Below are 18,053 nucleotides of genomic sequence, written 5' to 3' on the forward strand. Positions count from 1 at the left end.
GATTCTGCTGAACGGATGTCTAAAACGCGCCGTTGACGGCGTGTTTTTTCAATAGGTTACCCAACGCCCATGGCTGGTTTATTTTAGATGGGGGATCATAAAATAAGTAATAAAAACAAATAGATGTAATCATTTACTTTGGTACTGCTGCATCATGGGGGTGTGTTGCTGGAGGGCACCGGAATCATTCACCGGGCCGGCGCCCCTTTTCCGCTCCGCAAGCGGCGGGGCGGGTTTGCTGCACTGTTCCATCGCGACGGTTTGCCGTCTTTTGGCTCAGGCCGATGCCATCCGATAGAGCTCGTCCTTGAGGGCGAGGCGGCGTTTTTTCATTTCTTCCAGCACGCTCTCGCCAGCGGTAGCATCGTTGCGCTCGATATGTTCGATTTCCGCGGTGAGGGCGTTGAACTCGTCAAAGGCCTTGGCAAAGTGCGCATTGCTTTGCTGCAGGACGTCCATGCGAGCCGCGAGTTGGGGGAATTCCTTTTTCAGGTCCTGGTGTTCCGTTTGCATGTTGCGCTCCTTCCGGTTGCCGGGCCCGGGATCAGGCCCAGGGTGCTTGCCTACGGACTGCAAATTAGCATTGTGCCCATTGGCTGGGCAAGCGTCCTTGCGGTTGAAGGAAGTGGGAGCGGGCGTTACCATGAACAATGGCAAATAGGCAGAGGATGATCGGGGCGTTATGATCGAGGTCAAGTTTTTCGCCAGTATCCGCGAGCAACTGGGTTGCGCGCAGTTGTGCCTGCCGTTGCCGCGGGGGGGCTGCGTGGCCGATGTCCTGCGGGCGGTGGAGGCGCAGACAGGGGTGCCCTTGGCGGGTCAGCACCTCCTCGCCGCGGTGAACATGGCCCATGTGGCCATGACGGCGCCGGTCAGCGATGGTGACGAGGTGGCCTTTTTTCCACCGGTGACGGGGGGCTGAGATGCTGGTCAAGGTGCAGGCGGCGGATTTTGACTCCCAGGCGGAGATCAACGCCTTTCCCCAGGAGGGCATCCGCGGCGCGGGTGGTCTGGTGAGTTTTGTGGGGACGGTGCGCGATTACAGCGATGCGGCGGATATCCTGGCCATGGAGATCGAGCATTATCCGGGCATGACCGAGCGGGAACTGGAGCGCATCAGCGCGGAGGCCAGGGTTCGCTACGATATCCTCGACAGTCTGGTCATCCACCGTTTTGGCCGTTTGGCGCCCAACGAGCGCATCGTCCAGGTGACGGTGTGGGCGCGACACCGGGCGCCGGCCTTTGATGCCTGCCGTTTCCTCATCGACGTGTTGAAAACCAGCGCGCCCTTCTGGAAGCGGGAGATCACGCCTACCGGCACGCGCTGGGTCACGGATTGCCCGGGCTGCCGGGCGGGGACGCGCGAGGGCCATAGCCACGGAGTCGCGCCGGCCGCCGGCCATCAGCATTCATCCATGCACAAGTGAGCGAAAATGCCGAGCTTTGATGTGGTTTCCGAGTTGAACTTCCAGGAAGTGGACAACGCCCTGCATGCGGCGGTGAAGGAGATCACCACCCGCTACGATTTCAAGGGCTCCAAGGCGACCATGAAACGGGAGGAGGGCAAGATCACCATTCTCGCCGAGGACGAGTACAAGCTCGGGCAGATGCTGGATTTGCTCACGGCGCGGCTGGTCAAACGCGGCATCGACCTCAAGGCGCTGGAATTGGGCAAGGTGGAGGCGGCCGCCGGGGGCATGGAGCGGCAGATTTGCCAACTCAAGGTAGGGCTGGACGCGGAAACGGCCAAACGCATGGTCAAGTTTCTCAAGGATGCCAAACACAAGGTCCAAGCCAGCATCCAGGGGGATCAACTGCGGGTGTCGGGCAAGAGCCGGGACGAGTTGCAGACGGTCATTGCCGCCCTGCGCGGGCAAGATTTCGGTCTGCCCCTGCAGTTCACCAATTTTCGGGATTGACCATGAAAGACGCTGCCCGGCGGGCTCGGCACTTGCTGCGTTCCCATTATCAGGGTGCCCTGGCGACCCTGGATGGGGAGGGCATGCCCTTCGCATCGGCGCTGCATTATGCCTGTGACCACCAGGGCAGGCCCTGGTTTCTCCTTTCGCACCTGGCCGAACACACGCGGCATCTGCTTGCCGATCCGCGCGCCTCGCTGCTGGTCTGGCAGCCGGGGCAGGATCTCCTGGCGGCGGCGCGGATGACCCTCCTGGGGCGGGTCGTGGCGGCGGAACCGGACGACGCCCTGCGCGCGCGGCTGCTGCGCCTCCTGCCCGGTGCTGCCCGCTATCTCGCCTTGCCCGGTTTTCATTTTTATACCCTGCAGGTAGAGCGGGTGCGCCTGATCGCGGGTTTCGGCGAAGTGGGCTGGGTGGCTGGCGATGCCTATGCCTTTCCCGCCCAGGGGGATCTCGCCGCTGCCGAGGCGGGGGCGGTGGCGCACATGAATGCGGATCATCGCGAGGCCGTAGCGGCCTATTGTCGCCGTCTTGGCGGCTTGTCGGGGGAAATGACGGCGGAAATGCTGGCCTGCGATCCGGAAGGGATGGATCTGGACTGCGCCGGCCAGCGCTTGCGGCTGGATTTCCCGGCGCCGGCGCAAGACGTGCAGGCCCTGCGCGAGCTGCTGGTGGCCATGGCACGGGAGAAGGGCGGCGCATGACGGCTGCCACGCCCCGGGCATCGCAGGGGCCGAGCATGGCACCGGGGGTCTGGGGCACCGCCCCGGGGAGCGGATCATGCTGCCCTTGATGCCCGCACCTCGCCCTTCGGCCGGGCCGGCGCTGCGGGTCGGCAACGGGCGGCTTCGGCTGCTGCAGGTTCTGGGCGGCGACGGCCGAGGCGGGGCGGATCAGGTTGCCCTGGCCTTGGCCGATGGCCTGCACGAGCGGGGTTTTACGGTGGCGTTCTTCGTGCCTGCGGGTTTCGTGCGCCATCAGGGGGAACGCCTGCGCGGGCGGGCGGTCACTATTGCCCAGTCATTTTCCCCCTTCAGCGCAGCGACGCTGGGGGCCCTGCGCCGGGCGGCGCAGGGGGCCGATCTGGTGCTCACCCATGATTCTCCGGCCCGGCACCTGACCCTGGCGGCCAAGGCCATGGGCGGTCTGCAAGCCCCCTTGTGGTTCATGCGTCATTGCATCATGCGTCCCCCAGCCCTGCCCTGGGCGCCCTGGCAGCGGCTCTGGGTGGCGCATCAACTGGCCGCCAGCGAGGTGATCGCCGAGAGTCTCATCGCCAGCGGCTATCCCGCCCGGCGGGTCACCCGCCTCTATGCGGGCCGCGATCTCTCGTCTTTCTTTGCGGCAGGGCCCCGGGCCAGCAGCGCGCTGCGGGCCCGTCTCGGCCTCGATGTCCCGCCAGCACCTTTTTGCATCGGCATGGTGGCCCGTTTCGATCGCTGGCCGGGATGGCATCCCGGGGTGGCGCACCCCAAGGGCTTTGATGTACTTTTCGCGGCCCTGTCGCGGCTGGATTTTCCCTATCGCGTCCTGCTTCTGGGTCCGCCCAATCCGGAAGACCACGAGGCCCTGCGTGCCATGGCCCAGGTCCACGGCGCGCGTCCCGACTGGCTGATTTTCCCCGGCTTTCAGAATGATATCTCGGCCTATTATGGGCTGATGGATGTCAATGTCCTGCCCTCGCGGCGCGAGGGGCTCGGTCTGGCGCTGGTGGAAGGATTGGCCGCCGGGGTGCCCGTGCTGGGCAGTGGCAGCGGCGGCATTCGCGAAGTGATCCAGGACGGACGCAATGGGTTCCTCTTTCCCGAGGGCGATGCCGTTGCCCTGGCAGGCCTGTTGATCCGCCTGGCGCGGGAGCCGGAGTTGCGGCGGCGCCTGGGTGAGGAGGGCAGACGTCAACTGCAGGAGGCCGCCTTTGACGAAGGCCGCCTCGTGGGTGGTTTTATGGACTGTCTGGCGCGGGAGCATCCGGCCTCTGTGCATGGCGAGAGGATGCCGTAACGCGGGGGAAAATGGGCAGTAGGGGGATAAAGGGCGGTATCGGCATAGGAGCATAACCGATGGAAGCAGCGGAGAAGCAATTGCAGGCATTGGTGGGGCGGCTGCCCGGGATCGGGGCGGCCGCCCTGATCAGCCGCGAGGGAGTGCCCCTGGCGACGGTGGGGATGGAAGAGGATTTGGCCGACACCCTGGCCGCCCTGGCCTCGGGGATGTGCGCCCTGGCGAACCGGCTGTCGAACAACCTGGCCAATAGCGCCGTGCGCCATCTGCGGGTGGACCTGGATGGCCAGGACCTGGTTTTCGCCCCGACCGGCTCCGGTGCCGTGTTGGCCGTATTGCGGCGGGACGGGACGGGCGAGGCGGGTATCGAGGGTTTGCGCCGGGAAGCGCTGGCCCTATGAGCGCCGACGAAGGGGTGGCCGTAGCCCTTCAACATACCCCCCTCTCTGCTTGGCACCGCGCCCATGGCGCACGCATGGTGCCCTTCGCGGGCTGGGAGATGCCGCTCCACTATGGATCCCAGTTGGCGGAACATGAGGCGGTGCGCAACGGGGCCGGTTTTTTTGATGTCTCGCACATGCGGCCGCTGGATATCAGCGGGCCCGATGCGCGCGCCTTGCTCCGCTATGCCCTGGCCAATGACGTGGCCAAGCTTGATGGGCAGGACGGCAAGGCCTTGTACAGCACGCTGCTGAATGCCCAGGGCGGCATCCTGGACGACCTTATCGTCTATGCCCGCGGGGAGGGCCGTTACCGGGTGGTACTCAATGCCGGCACGGCCCGGGCCGACACGGCCCACTTCCGGAACCTGGTTGCCGCTCACGGCTGGCAGGCGGATCTGCAGGAGCGCTCCGATCTGGCCATGCTGGCGGTGCAGGGCCCCCGCGCCCGGGGGCTGGTGGCGGAGGCCCTGGATCTGCCGGTCCTGAATGCCCTGGCGTCCTTCACGGCCATGGAGGGGCATGCCCTGGGCGGGGTCTTCGTAGGGCGCACCGGTTATACCGGCGAGGATGGGGTAGAGGTGATCCTCGCAGCGGAGCAGGCGCCCATCCTGGCCGAACGCTTGCGCGATCGCGGCGCCGTTCCCTGTGGTCTGGGGGCTCGGGACAGCCTGCGCCTGGAAGCGGGGTTGAATCTCAATGGCCAGGACATGAGCCCGGCGGTCACGCCCTGGGAGAGCAACCTTGGCTGGACGGTGGACCTGCGCGGGGATCGGGATTTCCTTGGTCGTGCCGCCCTGGAGGCGCAACGCGCCGCGGGCGTGGGGCGAACGCTGGTGGGCCTGGTGCTGGACGAGGGGATTCCCCGTCACGGCTATACCGTAGAGGACGCCAACGGCCAACCCTGCGGAGAGATCACCAGCGGCATCTTTTCGCCGAGCCTGCGCCGGGGGATTGCCCTGGCCCGGGTGAGCGCCGCCCCCGATGTGGGTGGCCGGCTCTGGGTCTCCGTGCGCGGCGTGCGGCGGCCCGCCCTGGTCGTCAAGCCCCCTTTCTGGCGCGCCGGCCGAGCCCATTTTTCACCATCCGAGGAGAATGCGTCATGAGCACCGTTCCGGACAATCTGCGTTACACCGAGACCCACGAGTGGGTGGAGAATATCGGCGGAGGGCGTTATCGGGTAGGCATCACGGATCATGCCCAGGAACTTCTGGGCGACCTGGTGTTCGTGGAGTTGCCCGCCCTGGGTAGCCAGATCCGGGCGGGTAACCCCTGCGGGGTGCTCGAATCGGTCAAGGCCGCAGCCGATTTGTATGCGCCCATTTCGGGAACGGTGGCGGAGGTTAATGACGCCCTGGTCGAGAACCCCCAATGGCTGAATGAAGACCCCCACGGACGGGGCTGGATCATGGTCGTCCATGCCGATGCCGCGGCCTGGGACGGGTTGCTGGACGCCGCGGCCTACGCCCGTATCGCGGAGGCCTGAATGCCCTATATCCCCCACGGCCCCGATGAGGTGGCGCAGATGCAGGCGGCCATCGGCATCGCCGATCTGGATGCCCTTTTCGACGAGGTGCCCGCCCAACTGGGAAGCCGCGATCTGCCTTTGCCCCATGGGCTTGGGGAAATGGCGCTGCGGCGGGAAATGGAAGAGCGCGCCGCCGCCAATACCCCGTTGCGCTGTTTTGCCGGCGGCGGCGCTTACGCCCACCATATTCCGGCCATCGTCTGGGAGCTTGCCGGGCGGGGCGAACTTTATACCGCCTATACGCCTTATCAGGCCGAGGCGAGTCAGGGAACCTTGCAGATCCTCTACGAGTACCAGAGCTTTCTGACCCGCTTGACGGGGATGGAGGTGGCCAATGCCTCCCTCTACGACGGCGCCTCCGCCCTGGCCGAGGCCTGTCTCATGGCCCTGCGTCTGCAAGGGGAAGGCAAGACCATCCTCGTCCCGGAAAACCTCCTCCCTGCCTGGCGGCAGGTTTTGGACAGCATCCTGGGCTGGCAGGAGATTCCCTTGCTGGGGGTGCCCTATGACCGGCAGAGCGGGCGCATGCGGCTACCCGAAGGGGACAGCGACAGCGCGGCGCTCATCATTCCTCAGATCAATGCCTGTGGCGGGCTGGAGGCGGTGGATGCCCTCACCGACTGGGCCCATGCCCGGCAGATGCTGGCCATTGCCGTGGTCAACCCCCTGGCCTTGGCAATCCTCAAGGCGCCCGGTGCCTGGGGACAGGGAGGGGCGGATCTGGTGGTGGGAGAGGGACAGCCCCTGGGCATTCCCTTGTCCGCGGGCGGTCCCTTTTTCGGCTTCCTCACCTGCCGCAAGGCCCATGTTCGGCAGATGCCCGGACGCCTGGTGGCACGCACCGTCGATGCCCGGGAGCGGGAGGGCTTTTGTCTGACCCTGCAGGCGCGGGAGCAGCACATCCGCCGCGGCAAGGCGACCAGCAATATCTGCACCAACCAAGGGCTCATGGTCACCGCTGCCACCATCCACATGGCGGCCCTGGGCGGTGACGGGCTGCGCCGGACGGCCGTCACCTGCCATGCTCAGGCGCGCCGCTTGCGGGACTTGCTGGCGGAAGTGCCGGGCACCCAATTCCCATTCCCCGGTCCGTTTTTCCATGAATTCGTCCTGCGCCTGCCCCGCTCCGCCCGGGCGGTACGCGATGCCCTGCTGGAGCGCGGCATCCTGGCCGGTATCTGCCTGGCGGAATGGGGGATGGGCGAGGCCGGAGATTTGCTGGTCTGCGTGACGGAACTTGCCAGTGATGAGGACCTGCTGGATTATCGCGACGCGCTGTTAGTGACCCTGAAGGATCTGTCTGCATGAATCCCACACCGCTCATTTTTGCCTACGACCACCAGCGGGACCCGGTTCATGGATCGATGGATGAGGCGAAAGCCTTGGCGGACATTCCCCAGGCATTGCTCCGCGGGGATGCCCTCCACTGGCCCAATCCGTCGGAACTGGAGGTCGTGCGTCATTATACCCGTCTGTCCCAGCGCAATTTTTCCATTGACACCCATTTCTATCCGCTGGGCTCCTGCACCATGAAATACAACCCGCGCATTGCCCATGAAGGGGCCATGCTGGCCGGTTTCGCGCGTCTCCACCCGCAGACTCCGGCCCCGGCCATGCAGGGTTTGCTGCGCATTTTGTGGGAACTGCAGGAGTGGCTGGCCGCCGTGACGGGGATGGCGGCGGTGGGCCTGACTCCGGCGGCGGGTGCGCAGGGGGAGCTGGCCGGGGTCGCCATGATCCGCGCCTATCACCAGTCTCGCGGCGATCACCAGCGCAAGCGCATGCTCATTCCCACGGCGGCCCACGGTACCAATCCGGCCAGTGCCCGTATGGCAGGCTTTACGGTGGTGGAGATCCCCACCGGCCACGACGGCGATCTGGATCTGGCCGCCCTGGGCGCCGCCCTGGGTCCGGATACGGCGGGCATCATGCTGACCAATCCCTCGACGCTGGGCGTTTTCGAGCGGCAGATCGTGCAGATTGCCGAACGCGTCCATGGGGCCGGGGGGCTGCTCTATTACGATGGCGCCAACCTCAATGCCATTCTCGGCCGGGTGCGGCCCGGTGACATGGGTTTTGACGTCATGCACCTCAACCTGCACAAGACCCTCGCCACGCCCCATGGAGGCGGCGGTCCGGGTGCCGGTGCGGTGGCCGTCCGGGAGCGGCTCCTGCCCTTCCTGCCGCAGCCCCGCGTAGCCCGCGATGAACAGGGCCGTTATCGCTGGCTCGACGCCGGCGATCTGCCCGCCAGCATCGGCCGCCTCAGCGCCCATGCCGGCAATGTGGGCGTGCTGCTGCGCGCCCATGCCTATCTGCGGCGCCTGGGCCGGGAGGGGGTGGAGCGGGTATCCCGCTATGCCGCCCTCAATGCCAACTATCTCCTCAAGCGCTTGCAGGCCGTGGGCTTCCAGGCGGCCTTCCCGGAGCGGCGGGCGAGCCACGAATTCATCCTCAGCGTGGCGGACCTGCAGCGGGAAAACGGCATCCGTGCCCTGGACGTGGCCAAGCGCCTGCTGGATTATGGCATCCATGCCCCCACCGTCTATTTTCCGCAACTGGTGCCGGAATGCCTGCTCATCGAGCCGACGGAGACCGAAAGCAAGGCCACCCTGGACCGCTTCGTGGAAGTGATGCAAAGGATCCGCCAGGAGGCCCTGGAAACGCCGCACTTGCTTCGTGAGGCACCCCATCACCTGCCCGTGGGGCGTCTCGACGAGGCCCTGGCGGCGCGGCGTCTGGACGTGGCCGACCGAGGATGAGCAGCATTACGCCTCAGACCTTGCTGGCCGCCCTGGGCGAGATCCTCCTGGACAAGGAAAAGGCCCTGCGCCTGGTGGTGGCGGGGCTGCTGGCCGGGGGGCATGTCCTGGTGGAAGACCTGCCGGGGGTGGGCAAGACCACCCTGGCCCTGGGTCTGTCCCGGCTATTGGGGCTGGACTTTACCCGGGTGCAGATGACGGCGGACCTGCTGCCGGGCGATCTCATCGGCGTCACCCTCTTCGATCCGGAGCAAAAGGGTTTTGCCTTTCACCCCGGTCCCCTTTTCCATGCCGTGGTCCTCATCGACGAGATCAATCGCGCCTCGCCGCGTACCCAGTCGGCCTTGCTGGAGGCCATGGCCGAGGGGCAGGTTTCGGTGGATGGGCGCAGTCACCCCTTGCCGCATCCCTTTTTCGTCATCGCCACCCAGAATCCCAAGGAGCATGCCGGCGTCTTTCCGCTGCCCGAAAGTCAACTGGACCGGTTCATGATCCGGATGGCCATCGGCTATCCCAGCGCCCAGGCCGAGCTGCAGCTGCTCGCGGGAAAACATCGCGATCCGGCGCTTCTGCTGCCCCTGGCCGATGCGGCCCTGGTGGCGGCCTGGCAAGGGATGGTGCGACAGGTCTTTCTCAGCGACGAAATCACCGCCATGATACTGGCCATTGCGCGGCAAAGCCGAAGCGATGCGCGGATCGCCCTGGGTTTGTCGCCTCGGGGCGTGCTCGCCCTCAAGGCCATGGTCCAGGCTTGGGCCTATCTGCAGGGGCGTGATTTCGTGGTTCCCGAGGATTTGCAGGCGGTCAGCGTGGCCGTCGTCGGCCACCGCCTGCTGCCCATTGCCGCCCAACAGGACGGCTCCGATCTGGCCGCCCTCCTCATGCGGGAAGTCTGGGGCTTCGGGCCGTGAAGCAAGCCCGCACCGCGGTGCGGCTTTCCCGCCCGGGAAAGGTCTTCGTCGGCCTCACCCTGGCCCTGGGCTTTGCCGCCGTCAATAGCGGCAACAATGTCCTCTTTCTCCTGGTGTCCATGATGCTGGCGCTGATGGTCCTGTCGGGCATGGCGGCCCTGCTCAATCTCAAGGGCGTGCAGGTTCGCATCGTTCCCCGGCAGATCCTGGAGGCGCAGCATCCGGGGACGCTGCTGGTGGCCGTGGATAATCATCGGCCCTGGCCTCTGCTGATGCTGGAATTGCGGCTGGCGGAGGGGCAGACGCTGCTGCCTTATCTGCCTGCGCACGGCCAGGCGCGGCTTGCCCTGCCTTGGCAACCGCCCCTGCGCGGGCACCCGCCGCTGCCGTTGCTGCGGGTGGGCTCCGCCTTCCCCTTCGCCTTTGTCTGGCGCGGTCAAGACCTGGACCTGACGGCGACCGGTCCGTGGGTGGCGCCCGCGGCATCGCCCGCCGGCACCAAGCTCGAGGAGGAGGGGCGGGTGGAGGAAACGGTCGGTCAGCCGGGCGGGAGCGGGGATTTCCTCGGGGTGCGCGATCGCTTGCCGGGGGAAGGGCTGAGCGCCGTGCTGTGGCGACGGGTGGACTGGGCCTTGCGTGCCCGGGGTGAGCAGCGGCTGCCTGCGCGCGAACGGGAGCGCGGCGGCGAACACCTGATTATTTTCGACTGGGAGGCACCGGCCCTGGCGGAGATGGAGCCGGAGCGGCGTTTGCAAGCCTTGCGCCGCGGGATCGACGATGCCGTGGCGGCGGGCCAGTCATGGCAACTGCGCATGCCGGGCGGTCGCGCGGCGGGGGTAGGGCGGGTGGCCTATGAGGCGGCCCTTCTCCTCCTGGCCCAGCAACCGCCGTTGCCGGTTTACGCACCCGCGGCGGCGCCTCCGGCCCCCTGGTGGCGCTTCCGCCGGGTGTCATGAGCCTGAAAACGGCCGGATCCAGGATGAATCTCCCCATCCGTTTGGCCGGTCCCCTGCTCGCCGCGGCCATGGGGGGGTTGCTGCTCCTCGCCCTGGGGCGGGAAGTGGCCGTCTGGGCGTTGCTCGCCTGGCTCCTGGGCAGCGGGCTCAGCATCCTGGGGGCGTTGCGGGGGCGCCTCCCCTGGTTTGGGGGCCGGCAGCGGTTTTTCCTGGCCCTGGCGGGAGTGATTGCCGCCGTCATCGGCGAGGGCTGGGGGAACTGGCTACCCATGTTCACGCAGATGGTGGTCTGGCTGTTGGCCGTCAAGGCCCTGGAGCTGCGCGGCCAGCGCGATTTTTATCAGGTGGCGGCGCTGACCCTGCTGGGCCTGGGTATCGCCGCGTGGTTGCGGGTGGACCTGATTTTTGCCTTTCTGCTCCTGTCCACCCTCTACTTTGCCCTGCTGGGCCTCATGTGGCAGCCCCTGGCGGATGTCAACCAGGGCTTGGCCGGGAATCTCTTCCAGTGGCGGGATTTCGTCCGCATTGCCGGCTTTACGCTGGGCTTCGTCCTGCTCCTTCTCCCCTTGGCAGCATTGTTCTTCCTGATCCTGCCGCGCACGCCCACCCCGCTGTGGGCCTGGGCGCCGCCGGCACAGCATGCTCGCTCGGGCTTCAGTCCGGAGCTGGCGCCCGACAGCATCAGCCAACTGGCCAGCGATTCGGCCATTGCCTTTCGCGCGCAGATCACTCCGCCGCCCAGCGCTGCCCCTTCTCTTTATTGGATCGGCGCCATTCTCTGGCGGGATGATGGTCGGCACTGGCTGCCGGATCCGCCGCAAATGGCGCATGGTCTTGCGCCGGCCTTGGCCACTTCGGGGGCAACGGCGGCGTTTCGCCAAGAGATCGTCCTGTCTCCCGGCAACGGCGATTACCTCTTTGCCCTCCCCGTTCCTCGGCGGGTGGAATTGGGCCAGCCGTGGCACCAGGAAGCCGACGGGGTGCTGCGCCTGGACCATGCCCCGGATCTGCCCCTGCGTTACACGGTCTGGTCCGCTCCTGCGCCACCACAACCCCTGTCGGCCGCCGAGCGCGCCGCCGCCCTGCAGGTACCGGCCGACACCGATCCGGCCATTCGTGCCTTGGCCCGCAGCTTCACGGCGGGCGGGTCCGACAACGCCGCCGTGGTCCAGCGGATCATGGCCTGGTTCCACGGACCCGATTTCCGCTATAGCCTGCAGTCACCGCCCGGCTATCCCGATGGGCAGTCCATGGGAGACTTTCTCTTGCGCACCCATACCGGATTCTGCGAGTTTTATGCCGGTGGCTTGGCCCTGCTGCTACGTCTGGATGGTATCCCGGCCCGGGTGGTGACGGGGTATCATGGCGGTGAATACAACCCGGTGGGGCATTACTGGATCATCCGCCAAAGCATGGCCCATGCCTGGGTGCAGGCCTGGTTTCCCGGACACGGCTGGGTGGGCCTCGACGCCACTCCCGCCGCGGCATCCGCCGGCCCGGCAGGGACCGCCAGCGACACGGCGCGCGACGTCGTTCCGGCCGGGCAGCAGTGGTGGGATTGGCTGCAGTGGCAGTGGATCAATATGGTCATTGACCTCACCCCGGCGAAACAGCGGGCAGTCTGGCAGCAGGCCGGGGCGCAGTTGGCCAGCCTGACCCGCTGGCATGCCCCCTCCCTGCATGCCTGGGAAGAGCAATGGAAAGGATGGTCGAGCACCTTGTCGTTCCGGTCCGCGCTTCCGGGCATGGCTGCCCTCATCTTGGTCTTCCTGGGGATCGTACAGCATTACCGCCGCCGCCATCCCGCCTACTGGCGGCGGCGGGCGCAACGGCACCTGCGCCCCTTGGGCCTGGGCAACGGGCAGCCGGGTGCCGAACCGGCCTTTTGGTCAACGCTGGCGCTGCCGACGGATACCCTGGAAAAGCTGCGGGATCTCTATCGGGAACAACGCTATGGCCCCGCGCCCACAGCCCGCCGGGATCATCAACTCACCCTGACCGTGCGGGCATCGCAGCGGCAATTGCGTCATCCTTTGACCTAGGCCGTTGGCGGAGGGGTTTTTTGCTCCGGCGGTCCTTGCCTGTTGTTCTACGGCTCATCCCGCTGGCGGTTGAAAACTCGCCCTGCGGGCTCAGACAGTTCGCCTGCCGGGCGCGGGATTTCGCCTAGAACAACGACGGCGCGGGCCGAAGTCGCGGCAAAACCCCTCCGCCAACGGCCGGCCTTAACTGTGGATGACTGCGGCCGCTGGCTGTTCGAGGGTGCTGGCCCGACCCCGTTCCATGCGGATCACGCGGTCGGCCAGTTCTGCCGTGCGCGGGCGGTGGGCGACGATGATGATGGTTTTTTGGCCGTGCAGGGCACGAAGGGTCGCGGCGATGCGTTCTTCACTGTCGGCGTCGAGATTGCTGGTGGCTTCATCGAGGACGAGCACCGGGCGGTTGAGGTAAAGTGCGCGGGCGATGGCCAGGCGCTGGCGCTGGCCGCCGGAGAGATTGGCGCCGTCGCCGGCGATGACCGTGTCCAGGCCCCCCATCACCGCCAGATATTCCCAGGCATGGGCCTGTCTGGCGGCGGTCTCGGCGCGCTGGCGGTCGGGCATGGGGTCGGCGTAGGCGATATTGCTCAATGCCGATCCGCTGAACAGAACCGGATCCTGGCCGACGAAGGCGAAGTAGCGGCGATAAGCAGCCAGGGGCAAATCGTCCATGGGCTGCCCGGCGATCCGGATATGGCCCGTACTGGGGGGAATGAGGCCCAGCACGACGCGAACCAGGCTGGTCTTGCCGCCGCCACTGGGACCGACGATGGCGGTGGTGGATCCTCGGGGAAAGTCGATGTCCACGTCTTCGAGTATCGTCTCGTCCCCCAGGCGCAGGCTGAGGCCGCGGCATTGCCAGTCACCCCAGGGAATGGCGGAGGCCGGGATCTGCAGATCTTCTGTGGGTTGATCGATCCAGGCAAAGAGGCGATCGGCGGCGGAGAGCCCCTGCTGGAGCTGATTGTTGGCCGAGGAGAGCTGGCGCAGTGGCTCGTAGAGCATGATCAAGGCGGTGAGGAAACTGAAAAAGGCGCCCGTACTCATCTCCCCGGCTACCACCTGGCTGCCGCCGAGATAGATGATCACGGCCACCCCCAGGGCGCCAATGAGCTCCATGATGGGTACCGTGGCCTTTTGGATGCGCCAGATCCGCATCATGAGCAGGAAGTAGCGCTGGGCCTGCAGGGCGAAGCGCTGTTGTTCGTAGGCCTCGCTACCGTGGGTCTTGATGACCTCGATACCGGTGAGGCTTTGGGAGAACTGGTCGAGGATCTCGCCCATTTGTTCCTGCTGGTTTTCCCCGCGCCGGCGCAGTTTCTGGCCAAAACGGATGAGGGGATAGAAGGCCAGGGGCAGGGTGATGAAACTCAGCAGGGCCAGTTGCCAGCTCTGATAGAGCACGACACCCATGAGGGCGATGATGGTAAAGCTCGATAAAAAGAAATGGGCCAGCACCGACAGGCCCTGCTGGAGCAGGGTGAGGTCCAGGCTCATGCGCGACAGGACCCCGCCATGGCCACTGCCGAGGAGGCGTATCAGGGGCAGGCGCAAGGTTTGCTGATAGAGTTTTTCGCGCAGACCGCGCAAGACCCCTTCCTCCACCCCCGCCAGCACGACGCCTTGCAGATAATCGGCGCTGCCTTTGACGGCATAGATCAGCACTACGCCCAGGGGGAGCCAGAGCAGCATGTCGGCATTGCGTTCGATGAAGATGCGATCGAGCACCGGCTTGATCATATAGGCGCCCGCCGCCGCCGCCGCGCCGGACAGGGCCATGAGCAGCATGGCCAGGGCGATGCGGCCACGATAGGGCCGGAGGGTGGCGAGGAGACGCCGGAAGGTGGGAGAGCGGAGGATGGCTACGGGGGGCTCTGCCGAAGCGGAGGCGCTCACTCTTCCAGCAATCCCCGCTTGTCCTTCACCTCGGCCCAGGCATCGGCATCGCTTGGGGCTGGTTTTTTCTGGATGATGGGCGGCCAGACCCGCGCCAGGCGCGCGTTGATTTCCTGGAATTCTTCCTGTCCTTCGGGCAGATCGTCATCCCGGAAAATGGCGCCCACCGGGCATTCCGGCTCGCAGAGGGTGCAGTCGATACATTCATCGGGGTCAATGACCAGGAAATTGGGTCCCTCGCGGAAACAGTCCACCGGGCAGACATCTACACAATCGGTATATTTGCACTTGATGCAGGCTTCAGTCACCACGTAGGTCATGTGGTAAAACTCCTTGAGTTCATTGAAAATAAGCTGCGACCCGGAAGGTGCGGCAGCGGCTCCGGCAGCGTATTCTAGCCCAACCGCCGGCGCCTGCACACTGTTGCCGTACCGCCTGCGGCCCCGTGTGCTCCGCCCATTGTTCTGCTAGAATGAAAAATTAGACTTTATCCTGTCCTGCAATAAGGAGAAAATACCATGGCCGTACTCGTAGGAAAATCCGCTCCAGACTTCGTCGCCGCTGCCGTCATGCCCGACAACAGCATCAATGAGAAGTTCCAGTTTTCCCACCACATCAAGGGCAAATATGGGGTGCTGTTCTTCTACCCCCTGGACTTCACCTTCGTCTGCCCTTCGGAAATCCTCGCCTTCAACCATCGCCTGCCGGAATTCCAGTCCCGCAACTGCGAAGTCGTGGCGTGCAGCGTCGATTCCCACTATTCCCATCTGGCCTGGAAGAATACCCCGGAGGCAAAGGGCGGCATCGGCCAGGTGAAGATGCCCATGGTGGCGGATCTCTCCAAGAGCATCGCCCGCAACTACGATGTGCTGATGGATGACGCCGTGGCCCTGCGCGGTTCGTTCCTGATCGATCGCCAGGGCATTGTCCGCCATCAGGTGGTCAATGACCTGCCGCTGGGGCGCAACATCGACGAAATGATCCGCATGGTGGACGCGCTGCAGTTCTTCGAGGAGCATGGCGACGTCTGCCCCGCTCAGTGGGAAAAGGGTAAGGCGGCCATGAAGGCCACCCCGGAGGGCGTCGCCGACTTCCTGGCCCACCACGCCAAGGAATTGTAGTCTATCGCGCTGTAAAAAATCAATAAAAACAAGGCTCACGGTTTAATATCCGTGGGCCTATTGCATTTATGCGCCAAATTTGCTCCACTGAGAGTCGCTGAGAGCGACGAAGGAGGGTGCATGAAATGGCATCGATAACGTCACGAGAGGATCAAGACGGCATCGTCATCGGCTGGCAAGTACGGGTCAGGAAAAAAGGGTATCTGGTGCAGACGCGCACCTTCCGGCTGAAAAGTGACGCCCAGGTGTGGGCGCGGTCGGTCGAAAATGAAATGGATCGTGGGATCTTCGTCTCGCGCGCTGAAGCGGAAAGCACCACGTTGTCAGACGCGCTTGATCGGTATGCCCGAGAGATCCTGCCGAGCAAAAAGAGCATTGGTCCCGAGCTGGCCCGCATGGCTCACTTGAAATCTGGCCTGGGCAACATGACCCTGGCGGCCATCACGTCATCGACGATCGCGCAGTACCGGGATAAACGGCTGAAGGCGGTTGGCCCTCAATCCGTTTCCCACGAGATTAATTTGCTGTCACGGGTGTATCGTGCCGCCATCATGGAATGGGGCATCGCCATCCCTGGTGGCGTGCCCACGGTAAATGTGCGCAAGCCCAGGCTCCCCCAGGGTCGAGATAGACGGCTGCGCCTTGGAGAGGAGCAGGCATTGCTGGGTGCCCTGCCGCCATCGATGAGAGCAATCGTCCGGTTCGCCTTGGAGACGGCCATGCGGCGAGGCGAGATCGCGGCGATGCGCTGGGAGCATGTCGATCTCAAAACGCGCGTGCTGACGATCCCGGAGACGAAAACCGGCGTGTCCCGCCGCGTGCCTCTGTCCACCGTCGCCGTGTCGATACTGGAAGCATTGCCGCGCAGGATCGACGGGCGGGTCTGGGCCATCGCCGGCAGCGAATCCATGGGTCAGATGTTCATCAAAGGTAGAAGGAAGGCCGGCATCGAGGATCTGCATTTCCACGACCTCCGCCATGAGGCCACCAGTCGGCTGTTCGAGAAAGGCTTCAACCCCATGGAAGTCTCCACCATCACCGGCCACAAGACATTGCAAATGTTGAAGCGGTACACTCATCTCAGGGCGGAGGATCTGGCGAAGAGGATGGGGTAACCGGTGAAGTCAGAGGATATTATTGGGAAGGTTACCCATATCGAGACGATTGCTGAAGGGCCCGGCATCCGTGAACTGCTTAGGCTTAGAAGGGTCCCCGGTGAGGGTCGCGGGAAAAAGAAAAAGGGACTCGCGCATGTGCGGCTCCCTGGCGGTGGGATTATCTACGCGGAGGTTCATTGCTATGAAGCACACGGCGTCGGAAAAGTTGAATACAAGATCAAGCACCCCGTCCACGATGAGTGATCCGACATTCTGGCTATGTGTCTCCAATGCCGATTATGAGGTCTCCCTTGAACCCCGCAAGGTTTATGAGGGAATACCGGACCCGGAAGCCAAAAAGTTGGGCATGATTCGCGTCATTGATGAATCTGGTGAAGATTACCTGTTCCTGGCGGCTCTCTTCCTCCCCATAACGCTTTCTCATGATGCCGCTGTCGCCGTTCACCGCTTGGCGGTCTGATATGACCGTCATAAAACAGGATTTAACCCGGCATCTACTGGACGCCGTGGGGCTGATTGCCAAAGATTGCGCGGCGGTGGTCAATGCAATGTTCGACACCATCCGCATGACGCTGGCCGCCGGTGAGAACGTGAAGTTGTCCGGCTTCGGGAACTTCACCCTGCACGAGAAACGGGCACGGCCTGGGCGAACGCTTACTCTTCGAGAAGGGTCTGACCCCAACAGGTGGCGGCCATCACCGGCCACAAGACCTTGCAGATGCTGAAACGCTATACTCATCTCAGGGCGGAGGACTTGGCGAAGATGTTAGGATGAAGGCTACCCAATATTTTCAGGCAATGCGACTGCGCCCAGATAGGGCGGGCATTGATATGGAATGGATACGACGGGCTATCGAATCTCCCGACCGCGAAACCATACAAGAGGATGGTCGCATACGCCGATACAAGGCCATACCAGAGGCAGGTGGCAAGGTTCTCCGGGTAATCTTGCTAGAAGATGGGGAAACCGTGCACAACGCTTTTTTCGATAGGGGGTTCCAGCCATGAAAATCCAGTATTTTCAGGACACTGACACACTATACATCGAGCTACGCGCGTGCAACGTGGTCGAAACCAGAGACTTTGACAAAAACACCTTGATCGACATGGACGAACATGGAGAGGTTTGCGCCCTCACCATCGAGCACGCCAGCGCCCGCGCCGATGTGCCACACTTTTCGTTTGAACAGATCGGTGGTGAACGCCGGGTCGCGGCAAGGTAATACATGACCGTCACAAAACGAACCTGCCATGTATTGGGCACTGTAGGCCTTACCGCCGAGGTTACCAGCCGCTTCTTCGAGAAGGGTCTGACCCCATACAGGTAGCGGCCATCACCGGACACAAGATCTTGCAGATGCT

At 64.5% G+C, this 18,053-nt stretch carries 21 protein-coding genes; 18 read left to right on the plus strand and 3 right to left on the minus strand.

From position 1 onward, the window contains the following. Positions 1-276: 276 nt before the first annotated feature. On the minus strand, positions 277-513 hold the full coding sequence (locus tag ACP5MM_RS08790; RefSeq protein WP_427933020.1) for a YdcH family protein: 237 nt from the start codon (positions 511-513) through the stop codon (positions 277-279). A gap of 169 nt (positions 514-682) precedes the next feature. Between ACP5MM_RS08790 and ACP5MM_RS08795 the strand changes: the two genes are divergently transcribed. From ACP5MM_RS08795 to ACP5MM_RS08855, 13 genes are all read left to right on the plus strand, one after another. Next, positions 683-922 carry a MoaD/ThiS family protein gene (locus ACP5MM_RS08795; RefSeq protein WP_427933022.1) on the plus strand — a complete coding sequence of 80 codons (240 nt, stop codon included), beginning with the start codon at positions 683-685 and terminating at the stop codon, positions 920-922. A 1-nt stretch (position 923) separates the two neighbouring features. Continuing rightward, a complete protein-coding gene (locus tag ACP5MM_RS08800) occupies positions 924-1,427 on the plus strand; it encodes a molybdenum cofactor biosynthesis protein MoaE (RefSeq protein WP_427933024.1) in 504 nt (167 codons plus the stop codon). A gap of 6 nt (positions 1,428-1,433) precedes the next feature. Next, positions 1,434-1,919: a YajQ family cyclic di-GMP-binding protein gene (locus ACP5MM_RS08805; protein WP_427933026.1), complete on the plus strand. Its 486-nt coding sequence runs from the start codon at positions 1,434-1,436 to the stop codon at positions 1,917-1,919. Between the two features lie 2 nt (positions 1,920-1,921). After that, the gene (locus ACP5MM_RS08810) at positions 1,922-2,623 is read left to right on the plus strand and encodes a HugZ family protein (protein ID WP_427933027.1); all 702 of its coding nucleotides are present in this window, start codon (positions 1,922-1,924) and stop codon (positions 2,621-2,623) included. Between the two features lie 76 nt (positions 2,624-2,699). After that, positions 2,700-3,920, plus strand: a complete 1,221-nt coding sequence (locus tag ACP5MM_RS08815; RefSeq protein ID WP_427934430.1) for a glycosyltransferase — start codon at positions 2,700-2,702, stop codon at positions 3,918-3,920. Positions 3,921-3,979: 59 nt separating this feature from the next. After that, on the plus strand, positions 3,980-4,321 hold the full coding sequence (locus tag ACP5MM_RS08820) for a roadblock/LC7 domain-containing protein (RefSeq protein WP_427933031.1): 342 nt from the start codon (positions 3,980-3,982) through the stop codon (positions 4,319-4,321). Next, positions 4,318-5,466: a glycine cleavage system aminomethyltransferase GcvT gene (gcvT, locus tag ACP5MM_RS08825; RefSeq protein WP_427933033.1), complete on the plus strand. Its 1,149-nt coding sequence runs from the start codon at positions 4,318-4,320 to the stop codon at positions 5,464-5,466. The genes ACP5MM_RS08820 and gcvT overlap by 4 nt, the downstream gene beginning before the upstream one ends. After that, positions 5,463-5,846, plus strand: coding sequence for a glycine cleavage system protein GcvH (gcvH, locus tag ACP5MM_RS08830; protein WP_427933035.1), 384 nt, complete (start codon positions 5,463-5,465; stop codon positions 5,844-5,846). The genes gcvT and gcvH overlap by 4 nt, the downstream gene beginning before the upstream one ends. Further along, complete coding sequence (gene gcvPA / locus ACP5MM_RS08835; protein WP_427933037.1) at positions 5,847-7,196, plus strand: aminomethyl-transferring glycine dehydrogenase subunit GcvPA; 1,350 nt, start codon at positions 5,847-5,849, stop codon at positions 7,194-7,196. It begins immediately after the preceding gene. Next, complete coding sequence (gene gcvPB / locus ACP5MM_RS08840) at positions 7,193-8,650, plus strand: aminomethyl-transferring glycine dehydrogenase subunit GcvPB (RefSeq protein ID WP_427933039.1); 1,458 nt, start codon at positions 7,193-7,195, stop codon at positions 8,648-8,650. The genes gcvPA and gcvPB overlap by 4 nt, the downstream gene beginning before the upstream one ends. Further along, the gene (locus tag ACP5MM_RS08845) at positions 8,647-9,561 is read left to right on the plus strand and encodes an AAA family ATPase (RefSeq protein ID WP_427933041.1); all 915 of its coding nucleotides are present in this window, start codon (positions 8,647-8,649) and stop codon (positions 9,559-9,561) included. Before gcvPB ends, ACP5MM_RS08845 begins: the two co-directional genes overlap by 4 nt. Further along, complete coding sequence (locus tag ACP5MM_RS08850) at positions 9,558-10,517, plus strand: hypothetical protein (protein ID WP_427934431.1); 960 nt, start codon at positions 9,558-9,560, stop codon at positions 10,515-10,517. The genes ACP5MM_RS08845 and ACP5MM_RS08850 overlap by 4 nt, the downstream gene beginning before the upstream one ends. Positions 10,518-10,540: 23 nt before the next feature. Then, entirely contained in the window at positions 10,541-12,559 is a 2,019-nt protein-coding gene (locus tag ACP5MM_RS08855) for a transglutaminaseTgpA domain-containing protein (protein ID WP_427933045.1), read from the plus strand. Between the two features lie 183 nt (positions 12,560-12,742). Here the strand turns inward: ACP5MM_RS08855 and ACP5MM_RS08860 are convergent, their stop codons facing one another. Both ACP5MM_RS08860 and fdxA read right to left on the minus strand, forming a co-directional pair. Beyond that, positions 12,743-14,452 (minus strand): ABC transporter ATP-binding protein, encoded by a 1,710-nt coding sequence (locus tag ACP5MM_RS08860; RefSeq protein ID WP_427934433.1) that lies wholly within the window; start codon positions 14,450-14,452, stop codon positions 12,743-12,745. Continuing rightward, on the minus strand, positions 14,449-14,772 hold the full coding sequence (gene fdxA / locus ACP5MM_RS08865; RefSeq protein WP_123102132.1) for a ferredoxin FdxA: 324 nt from the start codon (positions 14,770-14,772) through the stop codon (positions 14,449-14,451). Before fdxA ends, ACP5MM_RS08860 begins: the two co-directional genes overlap by 4 nt. 198 nt (positions 14,773-14,970) lie before the next feature. Here fdxA and ACP5MM_RS08870 point away from each other — a divergent pair, with 198 nt between their 5' ends. The 5 genes from ACP5MM_RS08870 (at position 14,971) to ACP5MM_RS08890 (ending at position 17,914) form a co-directional block, all read left to right on the plus strand. After that, positions 14,971-15,573, plus strand: a complete 603-nt coding sequence (locus tag ACP5MM_RS08870) for a peroxiredoxin (RefSeq protein ID WP_123102134.1) — start codon at positions 14,971-14,973, stop codon at positions 15,571-15,573. Positions 15,574-15,698: 125 nt separating this feature from the next. Then, positions 15,699-16,688 (plus strand): site-specific integrase, encoded by a 990-nt coding sequence (locus ACP5MM_RS08875; protein WP_427934434.1) that lies wholly within the window; start codon positions 15,699-15,701, stop codon positions 16,686-16,688. Positions 16,689-16,872: 184 nt separating this feature from the next. Then, entirely contained in the window at positions 16,873-17,151 is a 279-nt protein-coding gene (locus ACP5MM_RS08880; protein WP_427934435.1) for a hypothetical protein, read from the plus strand. A gap of 1 nt (position 17,152) precedes the next feature. Beyond that, entirely contained in the window at positions 17,153-17,416 is a 264-nt protein-coding gene (locus tag ACP5MM_RS08885) for an HU family DNA-binding protein (RefSeq protein ID WP_427934436.1), read from the plus strand. A 279-nt stretch (positions 17,417-17,695) separates the two neighbouring features. Next, the gene (locus tag ACP5MM_RS08890; protein WP_427933415.1) at positions 17,696-17,914 is read left to right on the plus strand and encodes a DUF2283 domain-containing protein; all 219 of its coding nucleotides are present in this window, start codon (positions 17,696-17,698) and stop codon (positions 17,912-17,914) included. Positions 17,915-18,053: the final 139 nt, after the last annotated feature.

This window comes from Acidithiobacillus sp. (genome assembly GCF_049965315.1).
Classification (GTDB): domain Bacteria; phylum Pseudomonadota; class Gammaproteobacteria; order Acidithiobacillales; family Acidithiobacillaceae; genus Acidithiobacillus_B.

Coding starts and splice junctions, on each gene's coding strand:
- ACP5MM_RS08790 (WP_427933020.1), bottom strand. CDS start 513: ATGCAAACGGAACACCAGGACCTGAAAAAGGAATTCCCCCAACTCGCG.
- ACP5MM_RS08795 (WP_427933022.1), top strand. CDS start 683: ATGATCGAGGTCAAGTTTTTCGCCAGTATCCGCGAGCAACTGGGTTGC.
- ACP5MM_RS08800 (WP_427933024.1), top strand. CDS start 924: ATGCTGGTCAAGGTGCAGGCGGCGGATTTTGACTCCCAGGCGGAGATC.
- ACP5MM_RS08805 (WP_427933026.1), top strand. CDS start 1,434: ATGCCGAGCTTTGATGTGGTTTCCGAGTTGAACTTCCAGGAAGTGGAC.
- ACP5MM_RS08810 (WP_427933027.1), top strand. CDS start 1,922: ATGAAAGACGCTGCCCGGCGGGCTCGGCACTTGCTGCGTTCCCATTAT.
- ACP5MM_RS08815 (WP_427934430.1), top strand. CDS start 2,700: ATGCTGCCCTTGATGCCCGCACCTCGCCCTTCGGCCGGGCCGGCGCTG.
- ACP5MM_RS08820 (WP_427933031.1), top strand. CDS start 3,980: ATGGAAGCAGCGGAGAAGCAATTGCAGGCATTGGTGGGGCGGCTGCCC.
- gcvT (WP_427933033.1), top strand. CDS start 4,318: ATGAGCGCCGACGAAGGGGTGGCCGTAGCCCTTCAACATACCCCCCTC.
- gcvH (WP_427933035.1), top strand. CDS start 5,463: ATGAGCACCGTTCCGGACAATCTGCGTTACACCGAGACCCACGAGTGG.
- gcvPA (WP_427933037.1), top strand. CDS start 5,847: ATGCCCTATATCCCCCACGGCCCCGATGAGGTGGCGCAGATGCAGGCG.
- gcvPB (WP_427933039.1), top strand. CDS start 7,193: ATGAATCCCACACCGCTCATTTTTGCCTACGACCACCAGCGGGACCCG.
- ACP5MM_RS08845 (WP_427933041.1), top strand. CDS start 8,647: ATGAGCAGCATTACGCCTCAGACCTTGCTGGCCGCCCTGGGCGAGATC.
- ACP5MM_RS08855 (WP_427933045.1), top strand. CDS start 10,541: ATGAATCTCCCCATCCGTTTGGCCGGTCCCCTGCTCGCCGCGGCCATG.
- fdxA (WP_123102132.1), bottom strand. CDS start 14,772: ATGACCTACGTGGTGACTGAAGCCTGCATCAAGTGCAAATATACCGAT.
- ACP5MM_RS08870 (WP_123102134.1), top strand. CDS start 14,971: ATGGCCGTACTCGTAGGAAAATCCGCTCCAGACTTCGTCGCCGCTGCC.
- ACP5MM_RS08875 (WP_427934434.1), top strand. CDS start 15,699: ATGGCATCGATAACGTCACGAGAGGATCAAGACGGCATCGTCATCGGC.
- ACP5MM_RS08880 (WP_427934435.1), top strand. CDS start 16,873: ATGAAGCACACGGCGTCGGAAAAGTTGAATACAAGATCAAGCACCCCG.
- ACP5MM_RS08885 (WP_427934436.1), top strand. CDS start 17,153: ATGACCGTCATAAAACAGGATTTAACCCGGCATCTACTGGACGCCGTG.
- ACP5MM_RS08890 (WP_427933415.1), top strand. CDS start 17,696: ATGAAAATCCAGTATTTTCAGGACACTGACACACTATACATCGAGCTA.